This is a genomic window from Chrysiogenes arsenatis DSM 11915 (assembly GCF_000469585.1).
GTDB classification, from domain to species: domain Bacteria; phylum Chrysiogenota; class Chrysiogenetes; order Chrysiogenales; family Chrysiogenaceae; genus Chrysiogenes; species Chrysiogenes arsenatis.
The window spans coordinates 287,884-301,086 of record NZ_AWNK01000001.1 but is presented as its reverse complement, the minus strand read 5'-3'; the positions used below and the strand labels follow the sequence as shown (position 1 = coordinate 301,086).

General features: G+C 47.3%; 19 protein-coding genes. 4 read left to right on the top strand and 15 right to left on the bottom strand.

What is annotated here, in order from left to right:
• Window positions 1-267 precede the first annotated feature (267 nt).
• From P304_RS0101330 to P304_RS0101300, 7 genes are all read right to left on the bottom strand, one after another.
• Entirely contained in the window at window positions 268-528 is a 261-nt protein-coding gene (locus tag P304_RS0101330; protein ID WP_027389080.1) for a Txe/YoeB family addiction module toxin, read from the bottom strand.
• Complete coding sequence (locus tag P304_RS0101325; protein ID WP_027389079.1) at window positions 528-746, bottom strand: hypothetical protein; 219 nt, start codon at window positions 744-746, stop codon at window positions 528-530. Before P304_RS0101325 ends, P304_RS0101330 begins: the two co-directional genes overlap by 1 nt.
• Window positions 747-904: 158 nt before the next feature.
• Complete coding sequence (locus P304_RS0101320) at window positions 905-1,144, bottom strand: CCDC90 family protein (protein WP_027389078.1); 240 nt, start codon at window positions 1,142-1,144, stop codon at window positions 905-907.
• Window positions 1,145-1,317: 173 nt separating this feature from the next.
• Window positions 1,318-1,566: a DUF2442 domain-containing protein gene (locus tag P304_RS13385; RefSeq protein ID WP_034763494.1), complete on the bottom strand. Its 249-nt coding sequence runs from the start codon at window positions 1,564-1,566 to the stop codon at window positions 1,318-1,320.
• Entirely contained in the window at window positions 1,563-1,835 is a 273-nt protein-coding gene (locus P304_RS0101310) for a DUF4160 domain-containing protein (RefSeq protein WP_027389077.1), read from the bottom strand. The genes P304_RS13385 and P304_RS0101310 overlap by 4 nt, the downstream gene beginning before the upstream one ends.
• Window positions 1,836-2,264: 429 nt before the next feature.
• Window positions 2,265-3,521, bottom strand: a complete 1,257-nt coding sequence (locus tag P304_RS0101305) for a porin (RefSeq protein ID WP_027389076.1) — start codon at window positions 3,519-3,521, stop codon at window positions 2,265-2,267.
• Complete coding sequence (locus P304_RS0101300; RefSeq protein WP_152514457.1) at window positions 3,518-3,808, bottom strand: hypothetical protein; 291 nt, start codon at window positions 3,806-3,808, stop codon at window positions 3,518-3,520. The genes P304_RS0101305 and P304_RS0101300 overlap by 4 nt, the downstream gene beginning before the upstream one ends.
• 957 nt (window positions 3,809-4,765) lie before the next feature.
• Between P304_RS0101300 and P304_RS0101295 the strand changes: the two genes are divergently transcribed.
• From P304_RS0101295 to P304_RS0101280, 4 genes are all read left to right on the top strand, one after another.
• Window positions 4,766-5,218 carry a PIN domain-containing protein gene (locus tag P304_RS0101295; protein WP_027389074.1) on the top strand — a complete coding sequence of 151 codons (453 nt, stop codon included), beginning with the start codon at window positions 4,766-4,768 and terminating at the stop codon, window positions 5,216-5,218.
• On the top strand, window positions 5,215-5,418 hold the full coding sequence (locus P304_RS0101290) for a hypothetical protein (protein ID WP_027389073.1): 204 nt from the start codon (window positions 5,215-5,217) through the stop codon (window positions 5,416-5,418). The genes P304_RS0101295 and P304_RS0101290 overlap by 4 nt, the downstream gene beginning before the upstream one ends.
• 274 nt (window positions 5,419-5,692) lie before the next feature.
• A complete protein-coding gene (locus tag P304_RS0101285) occupies window positions 5,693-5,992 on the top strand; it encodes a nucleotidyltransferase family protein (RefSeq protein ID WP_027389072.1) in 300 nt (99 codons plus the stop codon).
• A complete protein-coding gene (locus P304_RS0101280; protein WP_027389071.1) occupies window positions 5,985-6,368 on the top strand; it encodes a HepT-like ribonuclease domain-containing protein in 384 nt (127 codons plus the stop codon). The genes P304_RS0101285 and P304_RS0101280 overlap by 8 nt, the downstream gene beginning before the upstream one ends.
• A gap of 27 nt (window positions 6,369-6,395) precedes the next feature.
• On the opposite strand, the gene P304_RS0101275 is transcribed toward P304_RS0101280, so the two are convergent.
• The 8 genes from P304_RS0101275 to era form a co-directional block, all read right to left on the bottom strand.
• Entirely contained in the window at window positions 6,396-7,403 is a 1,008-nt protein-coding gene (locus P304_RS0101275) for an ATP-binding cassette domain-containing protein (protein WP_027389070.1), read from the bottom strand.
• 5 nt (window positions 7,404-7,408) lie between these two features.
• Window positions 7,409-8,095, bottom strand: a complete 687-nt coding sequence (locus P304_RS0101270; RefSeq protein ID WP_027389069.1) for a GTP-binding protein — start codon at window positions 8,093-8,095, stop codon at window positions 7,409-7,411.
• Window positions 8,092-9,327 (bottom strand): ABC transporter substrate-binding protein, encoded by a 1,236-nt coding sequence (locus P304_RS0101265; protein WP_027389068.1) that lies wholly within the window; start codon window positions 9,325-9,327, stop codon window positions 8,092-8,094. The genes P304_RS0101270 and P304_RS0101265 overlap by 4 nt, the downstream gene beginning before the upstream one ends.
• Before the next feature lie 109 nt (window positions 9,328-9,436).
• On the bottom strand, window positions 9,437-10,651 hold the full coding sequence (locus P304_RS0101260; protein ID WP_027389067.1) for an ATP-binding protein: 1,215 nt from the start codon (window positions 10,649-10,651) through the stop codon (window positions 9,437-9,439).
• A 240-nt stretch (window positions 10,652-10,891) separates the two neighbouring features.
• The gene (locus P304_RS0101255) at window positions 10,892-11,194 is read right to left on the bottom strand and encodes a helix-turn-helix domain-containing protein (protein WP_027389066.1); all 303 of its coding nucleotides are present in this window, start codon (window positions 11,192-11,194) and stop codon (window positions 10,892-10,894) included.
• Window positions 11,191-11,559, bottom strand: coding sequence for a type II toxin-antitoxin system RelE/ParE family toxin (locus tag P304_RS0101250; protein WP_201766897.1), 369 nt, complete (start codon window positions 11,557-11,559; stop codon window positions 11,191-11,193). The genes P304_RS0101255 and P304_RS0101250 overlap by 4 nt, the downstream gene beginning before the upstream one ends.
• A gap of 70 nt (window positions 11,560-11,629) precedes the next feature.
• Window positions 11,630-12,298, bottom strand: a complete 669-nt coding sequence (locus P304_RS0101245; protein WP_027389064.1) for a DNA repair protein RecO C-terminal domain-containing protein — start codon at window positions 12,296-12,298, stop codon at window positions 11,630-11,632.
• Window positions 12,295-13,197 (bottom strand): GTPase Era, encoded by a 903-nt coding sequence (gene era / locus P304_RS0101240; RefSeq protein WP_201766896.1) that lies wholly within the window; start codon window positions 13,195-13,197, stop codon window positions 12,295-12,297. Before era ends, P304_RS0101245 begins: the two co-directional genes overlap by 4 nt.
• Window positions 13,198-13,203 lie beyond the last annotated feature (6 nt).

Sequence of the window (13,203 nt, the reverse complement as noted above, 5' to 3'; positions counted from 1 at the left end):
CCAGCTCAGCCTAAACTCAAAGAATATTGCCCACAGCTACGCTACTTTCTCCTTGCTGAGAATACCATCACTCTGTAATGCGGGTATCCAGTAGTGCACAGAAAATTAATCACTCTGACCATGATTCATTGCAGAGGTATCTATTAAACATTATTACCGCAACTCAGCCTGAGGATGTTGTTGAAATAAAACCACATTGAGTCAAGATGCTCGGTAGTGTTTCCTACGCTTGCCGCACAGCTTGACCGCCTCACGCACCTGATGACCTTACTCGTAATGCGTCCACATACGGTACACCTTAATCAATCGTTCTTGTTCAACTACTTCATAAACCAAACGGTGCTGCTTATTAATGCGGCGACTGATGAGGCCTTTCATGCTACCCTGAAGATATTCAAACGCTGGTGGATATACATAAGGATCTTTTTGAATTAGCTCCAACAGTTTTAATGCTTTTGGTTTAAGCCCAGAAGCAGCAAGCTTTTTCGCATCCTTTTGAGCTTGTGACATGATCAAAATCTGGTACATTACCAATCCAGTTGATTTAAATTGACACCATTCTTCACATGCTCTGCTCTTGCTTTCTCAATACTTGTGACCATACCGTCAAAAGAGCGCAAATACTCATCGTCAGACAAAAAGTCACCCACTTCAACAATACTCACTTCATTTTGAGAAAATTGCCGAAGTAACCAAAGAAACTTGTTGCTGACGCTATCGTCGATTTTTAACGTTAAGGTTTTCATTTAAACCTCCTTCAAAAACAACAACTTAACTCTAAAGGTATAATTGCAATGATAATTATACAGAAAACAACAACTTTCTAAAGAATTAATTACTTTTCTTGGGTAAGTTAGTTTAGCCTTATTTCGGGTGTCCTTTACTGCCTTAGTAATTCAGTCGTCTAAAGTAACTTCACCAAAGCCGCTACGACAGCAATAGATGCTGCCAGCATACCGCCAAGACGTATCGTGAGAGAATATTCAAGTTCGCGCAACCGCATATCTAAGTGCTGTTTGGTAACTAAGTGATCTTCGATAAGTTTTTTTTGCTCCTCAGCAAAAACCTCTGCTTGTTCTTCTGAAAATCCAACGGATTTTAGCCTTTTTACGTAGCTGTGCGTGTCAAAAGTAACCGTAGCCATTATTGCCTCCTTATCTGATAGTCAATCGGGCAGACATAAGTTGGTAGCATAACAGGCGCTACGTAGAAAATCAAAAATTATACAAGGGGGTGTTGGATGCCAGTATTAATATGGGTGTCCTGTAGTGTTCTTATTCTTAGGTGTGTTCTTAGGTGTCCAATAGAGTATAGAGCCTAGAAAAAAACTTGACCATTACAGGGCAAAAGTTTGGCTGCAATGGTATCTGCCGAAAGATCAGCACCGCAATCCCACTCGACAAAGTATCCGCCATTGCGTACTTTACGAAACTCAGTCTGCTCTTTTAAAGCCTCAAACGCCTCACAGTCCAAGTATGGCTTCACATCAAAGAGACCAACTATACCGTCCGATGCTGTAATAAGTAAACTGAGATCATCTAATGGTTTAACATCAGCAATTCTCATTGATCAAGTCCTTTTATTTTAAATGGTTGCCTGCCATTTACTGCTAATTCCCAGTCTGCAAAGAGGTCTTCCTTGTGAATTTCAATCCACGCAACAACAAGTTTATGCTTGTTTTGTGGAATACCGCCAGAGAGAACAGATCCATCTTCGATTGAGTATACTGCTACATCGCCCTGATAGTCAGCATGGATATGAGGTAAATGATGTCTCTCAATATCTTTGAAAAACATCCTGATAAGTATTCCGTAAAACATACTGATCGTTGGCATACCATCACCTCTTGACAAACGATAGCAAACCGGCAAAGCAAAGTCAAACCATGAGTAAATATAAGAATAGGTCTTTGTGTGTAGGGTAAGGGAAGCAGTACCTGAAAAGGAAATTGGTATACTGTAGCTTTGAGAGTGTTAAGTAAAATCCAAAGAAATGCCATGTTTCATGGGAAAAGTTAGATGCGTCTTAAAGTGGGTGTCCAGTAATTCCTTGTCTTAAAGTGGGTGTCCAGTAATTCCTCCTCTTGATCTCTTGCCAGCTTATCCCGGCGCACTGGGTGTCCAGTACTGCCTTCTCTATTGTGTGTTTGGGTGTTCTATGCTGCTGCTGCTGCTGCAGTAGTACCTGTGCTTAAACAAAAATACCCTCCCCGTGTAACACACAGGGAGGGTAAAGAAGATTCGTTTAGGGCAAAGCGTTAGAGATTAGAACTTAACAGAAAGTCCAAGGCCAGCAAAAGTGGCGTCATCTCTTTGTGTATTTGCTTCGTCAAGCTCAGCTGTAGCGAGTTGAAGAGTCAGAGTAGCGTTATCGTAGATTTTGTAGCTACCATACACGCCAAACTCTGTGATCTCTTTTTCGTTTGCGCCAGTTACGGTTTCAGCATCTTCAGCATAGATAGCGTGAGCACCTACACCAAACTTATCAAATGCATAGTCAGCATAGAGTTTGAACGCATTGATACCGTTGAAGTATCCAGAAGCTGGCTGAGACACGTTCTTTCCATCAGTACCATAGAGCTTAGCTCCGTCATGCGAATAGTCGTTCCAGAAAATGAACCCTCTCATTGGGTTGTTGCCTGGATCGCCATCAACAAAAGAGACAATGGCTTCATTTTCATTATCTGCTGCGTTATCATCACCTTGCATATAGGTGTAGCCTGCGCCGATGGTCAAGCCAGGGATAGGTTTAACATTGGCCATGAGGTTGAACACGAGACCTTCAAGATCTTTGTCAACTGCGCCAGGAGTTTCTTCTTTTCCATCTATCATATACAAGGTGCCATCAACGCCAAACATTCCAGCTTTGAATCCTGCATCAACACCAAGAGCCATGCGTTTTACGTTAGCGCCCAGAGCCTCATCTTTATCGTTGTCATAAACGAAGTATGGGCTTACTGTCAGGTTGTCCATAGGCTTTACGGTTGCTTTAACAAGATACACATCTCTGTCGCCTTCAGCTGTTACGCCTACATTAAGTTCACTGTCTTCAACTTTAATGTTACCAGCTTCTACGCCAACCATGCCAAACGTGTTCGTGTACAAGAAGCCATCGTTGCGGTGGAGGTTGAGAAGAAGACCGGTGCGCTCAATGTCATATCCAATGGTACCAGCAGTCAATGTACCAAGGTTGCTTGGGAGCTTCATGGTCAAGAAAGCACGATCAAGGCGGAATTTATTGCCACCATTGTTGCTCTGTGTATCGTTTGTTCCCCAATCACCTTCAGAAAGGTCGCTTCTCAAAGTTACGCTGATAGCGTCAGAAGCTTTCATGACCGCTTGAACGCGAACGCGTTGATCGTAGAAGCGAGCGTCAGTGCCATTGTCATCATTTGCATTGAAGTCTGTGTTGTCGAGAGCAAATCCACGAAGATCATAAGACCCGCTAATTTTCACATCAGCAGCGAAAGATGTAGCAGCAACGGCGGCTACGGTAAGTCCAGCAAGAACGATTTTTTTCATAACTCTTCTCCTTTTTGTTTTTTGTTTTTACAAACAAAATTGGTAACGAGTGGACAGATAACACTGGGCGTTTCGGCTGTCAAGCAAAAAACTTGAGCAAGTGCGTCATTTTGGCGTATTTTTTTGGGGTGGCGTGACAAAATGGCGTAGTGGCTGTTCTTTCTTTTGGAACCAAAAGAGAGAACCAAAGAAAAGTGCCCTCGCGCTTTTGCTTCCCATTGGTTTTGCTTGCCTGCCTCAGAGATCCGGCACAATGCCCCTCCGTGGACATGTGCCGGACTGGCCACTTCCTGTGGCCGCCCCGTGCGGGGTCTAGCTGAGCAGGCGGCGCACCCAATGGGCAAAAGCTTACCGAGGGAGGGAAAGGAAAGGAAAATATTCTGAACAGGTGTCTTACTGCTTCGATCTGTTGTCATTTCGACGAGCATCGCGAGGAGAAATCTGGATCTCTCACATTCATTCGAGATGACAAGTGGGTGCGGTACTGCTCTATGGCCACCGCCTGCTCAGCACCACCCCGTCGCTACGCGACACCCCTCCAAGGGAGGGGAATTACGGAGGGGCATTGTGTCTGCCGGATCTCTGACGCAGGCGGCGCAACCAAGAGGCATAAGCTTACCGAGGGAGGGAAAGGAAAGGAAAGGAAAATATTCTGGAGCAGGTGCCTTACTGCTTCGAGTTGTTGTCATTTCGACGAGCATCGCGAGGAGAAATCTGGATTTCTCACATACGTTCGAGATGACAAGTGGGTGCGGTACTGCTCTATGGCCACTTCCTGCTTGGCACCACCCCGTCGCTACGCGACACCCCTCCAAGGGAGGGGAATTACGGAGGGTCATTGTGTCTGCCGGATCTCTGACGCAGGCGGCGCACCCAATGGGCAAAAGCTTACCGAGGGAGGGAAAAGAAAGGAAAGGAAAGGAAAATATTCTGGAGCAGGTGTCTTACTGCTTCGAGCTGTTGTCATTTCGACGAGCATCGCGAGGAGAAATCTGGATCTCTCACATACGTTCGAGATGACAAGTGGGTGCGGTACTGCTCTATGGCCACTTCCTGCTCAGCACCACCCCGTCGCTACGCGACACCCCTCCAAGGGAGGGGAATTACAGATCGTATCTTTGAGGTTGGCAAGCAAAAGCAAGGGGTCGAGGGTGGGAGGCGCTAACGAAATGTCAAACGGGTTTACTCAGGTCATTTTTTGCTTTATGTTTTGCAGTATACTCATTACTCGCAAGGGGATTTGCATGACGCAGCGTCCTATTTATCTTGATGTTTGCGCACTCTGTCGTCCGTTTGATGATCAAAGCTTTGTAAGGATAAGGCTGGAAAGTGATGCCGTGCGTCTTATCTTGCAACACGTTCGTGCTGGGGAGCTTCGTCTTGTTTACTCGCCAGTACATCAACGGGAAATTGCAGCTATTACTGAAATTTTTGAGCGGATGGAGCTGCTTGCGATCCTTTCCAGTGTGGGGCATCCTGTGACACTGTTAGACGCCAAAGCAACACGAACGAGGGCGGAATATTTAGTGCAGCGCGGTTTTGGCATTGCGGATGCTGCTCATGTATCATTTGCTGAAGCTGCGCTGTCAGATTTTGTTACGTGTGACGATCGTCTACTTCGCAAATGTCGTCTGGTACAGAGTACCGTCTGGTGCGGCACTCCGATAGAGTTTTGTGGAAAGGAGGATCTGAGATGAAAGCAACGCGATATATGAGTGACGAGTTGGTCGTGCAAAAAGGTGTTGAATTACTGGTGAAAGGCTTAGGGCCTGCGGAAGCACTGCGATTCCTTAACTTTCCCCGCGAGCGCCGTATAGAAAGTGTAAAAAGACACCGCGAATGGCAAAAGTCCCTCGATCAAGAGCTGTTTTTTGATGACGTTTTTGTGGAGCAATAATCTGCACTGGGTAAGCGGGTGGATGCTGTAAAATATTCAGGAACAGGTGTCTTACTGCTTCAGGCTGTTGTCATTTCGACGAGCATCGCGAGGAGAAATCTGGATCTCTCACATTCGTTCGAGATGACGAGTGGGTGCTGGATCTGGCTGAGCTGGCGACGCAACCAGGGTTGAATGGGGTTGCTTCTCAAGGGAAAAGTGTAATCCTCTCCATTGTTTTTTATTCAACTATGATTAAACTCAGGGCATAGAAGTCTAAGGAGGTTTCCTTAAAATGAGAAAGAAACTTGATAAATCTCTCATTCTTAACTACTTAAAGGAGCACTCTCCTGAGTTTCAGGAAAAATATTCTGTCGAAAGGATTGGCTTGTTTGGGAGTTACGCAAAAGACACGGCAAGCGACAGCAGCGATATTGACTTGTTTGTCACTATGAAACCATCGCTTTTTGCTATGGCAGCTATTAAAGAGCAGATTGAGTATGATTTGCAGAGGAAAGTTGATATCGTTCGTGATCATAAAAATATCAAGCCACTTTTTTTAGAAACCATTCGGAAAGATTTGATTTATGTATGATGCTGAGCAAAAAATATTACTTCTGTCAACTCTCGAAGATATTAAGTTTTCAATAGAGCTTATTCTAAAAAGGTTTAATGGAATACGCTCAAGCGATGATTTTTTAAGGGATGATGATGGTCTTGAGAAGCTTGATAGTATCTCTATGAGGCTCGTAGCGATCGGTGAGGGTTTTAAAAATATCGATAAAATTAGCGAACACAAATTGCTCCTCAGCTATCCGAATATCCCGTGGAGGCAAGTCAAAGGCATACGGGATATTATTTCACATCACTATTTTCATCTTGATTCTGAAATCATTTTCGAGATATGCCAAAATGAAATGGATACGTTACTCGAAACAACTCTCTCTATTATCAGCGATATGAGGCGATAAAATAAAAAATTTCACGTCACATGTCTCTTACTCGACTCTGTCGATTGTCTCGCCGCTACGCAATCGATTCCGCAGGCGGAGGATTTTTTGATCGAGAGCAGACAGGGCAACGAGGTTATCTTTTTCGGCCTGCGAGGTTTCCAGAATCTTATACACTGCGCCATTGCGGATAACTAAACGGCGGCTGGCCATCAATGCCAAGATCGGGTCGTGCGTGGCCATCAACACGATTTTCTCCCCTTTTACGAGCAGGTCGAGTGCTTTGCGGCGATCAATACCGGCATTTTCGATTTCGTCAATCAGAACAATCGGCGAACGGCTGAGAAAGGCCGTATCGGCGATCATCAGTGCGCGTGATTGCCCGCCGCTGAGTGAAGTCACTGGGGTATCGGCACTGAATTTTTCGCCAGCGAGTTCGTTGGCTTCGTGAATAATCTTGCGAATGACTTCATCTTTGTTTTCGATTAAGCGGCTTTCGGCGTGCATTTCCACAAATTCATGGACGCTTAAATCCATAACAAAATTCATGTTTTGCGACAACTGCGCAACCAACTTATGTTCCAGCGAAAAACGCCATTGTGAATCAGGTACGGCATTATTGATGAGCACTTGCCGTTTCGTCGGCGTATCTTTCTGCGCCACCCACTCAATATCGGCGAGCAGGCGGCTTTTGCCCGATCCCGTCGGCCCGACGATGCTGACGACGTCACCGGGGCGCAAGGTAAGTTCAAAGTTTTCCGGCTCGCCACTTTTGCTGAACCCACCAATAATGGTAAGTGATTCGACTACGCGCTCATTGCTGGCGTTCATGGCGCACATCCCCTGATAGAAGGCGATGAAGGTTTCGCGGAGCGCTTCGGGTGTTGTGCCGGCATCTTCGTAGGCATCTTCGGAAAGCGTTGCTAGGAAGTCTGCCAATGTTGGCGCTGTAAGGTTAAGCGACATGCCGTAGGAGTCGAAAAAGTCTGGAATATAGGGGGCAGCTTCCAGCAACGAAGCGAGTGGCTGCGTCAGTATATCAGTGGCATTTTTCATGATTCCTACTCCTTCATTTCCATTTTACGCACGTTGCCCATCTGGTACGATGCGCCAATGCGCGTTTCGCCAAGGCAATACGAGCAGAGCGCCGACGGCATCGAAAAGCGTAGTTGCTTCCCATTCATGGTGATGTCTTCCGGCGCGTCCGTAAATACCGTGGCCAGTTCGTATGCCCCTTGTCCGGTGATACCGTTGACGTGCAGGATAATCGCATTCGGGTTGACGTTTTTGACGCGGTAGGCGAACACTTCCCGTTCGGCTTGCGACACGATATCGCCTTTGGTGATCACCACAATGTCGGCAGATTTGAGCATTGGGCCGATCTTTTTCGGAGTAGCAACTCCACTGAGGTTATCGATCACGCAGACGGCTTTCACATCTTTAATGTGTGGCGAACAGCGGTTGCACAGCCCAGCCGATTCGCTGATCAGGATATCCACCCCCTGCGCGATGCCCCACTGTACGCACTCTTCAATATTGCTGACGAAAAAGTGGTCAGGGCACATGGAGCCGGAAAGCCCTTTTTTGACGGGAACTCCCCGCTTTTCGTAGAGTTTATCGTCATCAGTGTTCAGACAGTCAAACTTTACCACGCCAACTTTTTGGTGCTGTTTGAGCGCATCAATTACACCGAGAATAACCGATGTTTTTCCCGAAGATGGCGGCCCGGCGACGGTAATCACTTTCATGGCAGTGGCTCCTTCTGACATTCTGCTTCAAATACCTGATTGGTTTGAGCGATAAGATCGCTGATGTCGTGCTGATAAATATAGTCCCAGCCAATCCATTTCCACGGCGCACTCGCGGGCAAGTCGTTCTGTACTTCAGGATTGAGCGACGGGAACAGGCCGTTAATCCCCAGAATTTCCCCAATTTCTTTTCCCGCCAGGACGTCGGTCAACGGTTTTAGTAACTCAGCTTTTTCGCGCTTTACCAGCATGAAAACTGGGCTGATGATAGCGCCATCTTCTGGCCAAACCACTTCGGAACGGGCGCTGTTACGTACCATCTTGGTGAAGAAGTACGGCATAATTGTCACGAACGGTTTGTGGGTTCGTTGCTGCTTCGCCGCCTTCACCATCTGCGCGGGGTGTAGGTTGGCGATCATGGAACGAGCCAGCGAGCGCACGCCGTCATCGCCAAATTCTTTGTGAATCGTCAGTAGCATGCCGTTAAAAAGATCGAAGTCGGATACCGGCAGGGCTACCTTTTTTTCATACTCCGGCTTCAGGATATCGCCCCATGTGCGGGGAATGGCTAGGTCAGGGTAGTTTTCTTTGTGAATAACGAAAACGGCGGCGACCACAGCGACGATCGAATAATCACCGTCTGGATCTTTGATTTGGATGGAATCAAAGGCGGTGTTAACCGTGGGCGACGTGGTATCGACAAACTTTTTATTGCGCTTCCATTCGCCAATCGCTTTTTTATCGAAAAACATTTCAAATCCGGCAGAAAGGAAAATATCCGGCAGTGAATCGATCCCTTTGGCGGTATCAATATTGTTGGCAAACCAGTGAGCGCCGACAGAAGCCGCTTCCAGTTGATAGCTCACTTTCAGACCACTGCTTTTTTCAAACTCCTGCGCATGGGCGTGGAATGTTTCGGTAATTGGAATCCGCACTGGACAGGGGAGTAGGCCAGCGACACGCACGTCACCCGCCGCGTGTTTGTCGTGCGTTAAGCTGATATCAGCGGAGTCATCCTTTTCGGTAATGATCTCTTCGAGGCGAGCGATAAAGGTGGCGGTATCAAACTGCTTTTGCTTGAGCAGTGTGTCGAGTTTCAAAAAACGCCCAACGGTATCGACTGTTTTGGCATCGGCAAACTGTTCAAATCCGTGAGAACGGAAAACCGGTAATGTTTGTGGCCACGTATCAAGAATTTCTTTGACGGACATATCAGAACGAACTTGTGACATAGATGCACCTCCAATGTGAGGCAGAAACTACCACACGAAAACGGTTCCTGAATTGATAGATATCAAGCGGTGAGAAAAAATTACGGCCTCTTCCCACTGATTGCTCTCTTTATTGTGTAGCGCGTTCAGCTCCAATTGGCATCGCCATAACGTGTAGTGACAAAGGTACTATTTTTTCTGTCAAGCAAAGAACCGCGCCATGCCCGATTGGCTTGCCCAGTTTTTGCAGTACAGAAAAACTCTTGGTACTGTTTTGCGACGGGGTTGCGGTTTTTTTGATCTCTATCGGGTAAAGGGTATTATTCGCTTCTATCAGCACGTCAACCTCTTTTTGATCGGTGTCACGATAAAAATAGAGATTCGCCTCTTTGCCATGGTGCCAATAGCTTTTCAAAATTTCCGCAACAACGAACGTTTCTAATATCGCCCCACTCATTGCCCCAGCTTCAAGCGCTTCGGGACTCGTCCACTTGGTCAGATAAGCACACAGGCCGGTATCAAGAAAATAGAGTTTGGGCGTTTTGATAATCCGCTTGGTGACATTGGTATGATAGGGGCGGAGGAGGTAGACAAGGCCAGATGCCTCCAGCACAGAAAGCCAGGCCTTGACGGTTTTATTGTCAACGGCGACATCTCTGGCTACATCGGCATAATTGAGCAGCTGCCCGGTTCGTGCGGCAATGGCTCCGAGAAAAGTGTGAAAGGCAATTTCGTCGCTGATACTGAGCACATCTTGAACATCACGCTGGATATACGTTTGCACATACGAACGATAAAAAATATCTCTTATTTCTGGGTGATCGACCACCCGGGGAAACGAGCCAAGCCATATTCGGCGGTAGGTTTCCATTAACCCAACACCTACGAGCGGTTTTATTTCGTTTGAAGGTAAAAATGGTATGGACGATGCTCCCTGATGTGCAATTTCGGCAGCAGAAAGCCCCAGTAGGTCAAGCACCGCTACCCGTCCGGCCAAACTTTCTGTAATCCCCTGCATGAGATGGAATTTCTGCGAACCGGTCAGCCAGAACTGGCCGTTTTGCGGGCTCCGATCTACCACGATTTTTATGGCCGAAAACAACTGGGGAGCGTATTGAATCTCGTCGATAATCAACGGAGGCTTGTACGTTTGCAAGAACAGTGCGGGGTCGCTTTGCGCCAAACTTCGCACATCAAGATCATCCAGTGAAACGTATTGCATACCCCGTGGGGCGCACATTTCGAGCAATGTGGTCTTTCCCACCTGTCTTGGGCCGGTCACAAGCAGCACCGGAAAGCTTTCGCTCACTTGTTTGATTGTGGCTGCCAAAGTTCGTGCATACATAAACTACCTCGTTCAATATGGAATCCAATTCCATATTGAACGAAATATGTAGCAACTTCAAGTCATAATTCACGTTTAGCGAGTGGCAGTTTGCCAGCGGATCCGTTTGCTGGTAGGGTAATTGGCCATAGCGGAGGGAGGTGAGGTGGGTGTCTAGTTACGAAATTCCGTGATTGTACTATTCCCAACCGTCATTCTCTATCAGAGGAGCATTTAACCATTTCTGAATGGGAAACGCATTTAAGTAATCACCTCAAGGCCTTTTTGTTCAACAATGGAGAGCATCTTCAGTGCCGCACCGCGTGGCTTACTGAGCCCTTGCTCCCATTTTTTTACCAGCTTGTCACTGACATTCAGATATTGGGCAAACACAGGCTGTGATAGTTTATATTTAAGCCGTAAATTCCGAACTTGCTCAGGGGTAAAGTCATGCACAACTGTCAGGCACAATGAATCAAACTTACGCATGGTTTCTTTGTCGATTACACCAGATTTTTTTAACCCTTTTGCTGTTTGGTGTACTGACTTTAATATATCGCTCATAATTCACCTACCTTTATTAGCTCTCCATCATTGAGAAGTTGTTCGATGCTATCTTGATCAAGTCCAAAGAGTGTTTTTGCAAGCTCTTTTAAAGCAAATTGTTCCTTTATGCTGACATTTGACTTTTTGTTTTTCGCGAACACGTACAGGAAAAAATATCTCTCCCCCACTACTGCGCCAATAATAGTCCGGTAGCCGCTGCTCTTGCCTCTATTGCCTTTAGAAATTCTTTTTTTATAGACGTTACCACCCAAATCAGCATCGAAGAGGCCACTTTGCAACTCTTCACATGCACCAATAAGGTCGTCATCAGAAAAGGGTTCCTTTTTGCTTAGCGCAGCAAAAACTTTAGTCTTGTAGATCAATGTATACTCCATTGGGGTATGTTTTCAACAATGAATTATGGTTATCCAGTTTGAGGACATATTAAAAAAACTAAAGATGTCGTCCAGAAGCGGTTCTTCCCGTATGCCAGTGGATATGAGCGACGATGCTCGGGAGGAGTTGGCGATACATGTCAGTGTCAAGCGTGCAGTGTTGCACAAATTCTTCGGCACTCAAATGTTGCGCAATGCGCAGCAGTGCTGTTTGGGCTGGGGTATACGCTATGCGATGGTGCGGGAGTGTGGCTCCGCGCTGGCAGCATTCTTGGCAACCGATGCCGTGCGCGGTGACAACGGCTTGGTGCATAGCGCTGTGGCATTGGGGGCAGTGTTCTGCAAACAGACCGGTTCCCAGCATGGCGACAAAGTGAAGATAGGTGGTAATCATGGCATGCGGCGGGCAGCCTGTGCGCAGTGTGTGGCGAATGCTGGGGTAGAGCTCGGTAGGATCGCTATTCCGGCCAAGCATGGCAATCACTTCGCACCAAAAATGGGTGGCCGCTAGTGATGCGGGATGGAGTAAATGGGGGTTTGGTTCGGCAGTAAATGAACGGATGATTTTGCCATCCAGCTCCACCTGCGCTATTTCGCCGCGATTGAGTGCCCCCCGCGTGCGGACGGAATGGAGTATTCCCTCGCTGATCCCCTGCGGTGTGAAGAGGAGGTAGAACAGCGAGTGGCCACGCATAGAACGTTGCAGCAGGGGAATAGCTTCGATCATTGACTCTGGTCGGAGTACCCGAACTCGCGCAGTCTGCTTTGCTGTTTGCGCCAGTCGTCGGAAACGCGCACAAAGAGTTGCAGGAATATTTTGACGCCGAGCAGTGCTTCCAAGTCAATCCGTGCGGTGGTGCCGATTTCGCGCAGGACGGCTCCTTTTTTGCCGATGATAATCCCTTTTTGCGACTGACGTTCGACGTGAATAGTTGCTTCAATTTTGACGATTTTCGGTTCTTCGGTAAAGCTGTCAATGGTTACGGCCACGGAGTGCGGAATTTCGTCGTGCGTCAGGTGGAAGATTTTTTCGCGAATAAACTCGGCGACTAAAAATCGTTCGCTGCGGTCGGTGATCATATCTTCGGGGAAATACCGCGGCCCTTCCGGGAGTGCTTCGATGATCAGCGGTATCAGCGCGGTCAGGTTTTCGCCTGTCGTGGCACTGATCGGGACGATATGGCGAAACGGATAGGTCTCTTTCAGGCGTTCTATTGCCAGTAAAATTGCCTCTTTTTTCGGTGCGAGATCGATTTTATTGATAATCAGGATGACGTTGCGCCCTTTCGGCATGCGTGCAAGCTCGTGGCGGATAAGGTCGAACTCTTCGCCGCCGGTTTCGCGGTAATCAACCATGAGCAGGATCAGGTCGGTATCGTCAAGCACAGAGAGGGCACTTTTCAGCATGAATGTGTTGATGGAGTGCTTGCCACGGTGGACTCCTGGCGTGTCGACAAAAATCACCTGTGCGTCCGGTGTATGCCACACACCAAGGATGCGGTTACGCGTGGTTTGCGGTTTATCGCTGATAATGCTGATTTTCTGGCCGAGGATAGTCGCCATAAGGGTCGATTTGCCAACGTTCGGGCGACCGATGATGCCGACAAAGCCTGATTTAAATGACATGTAATT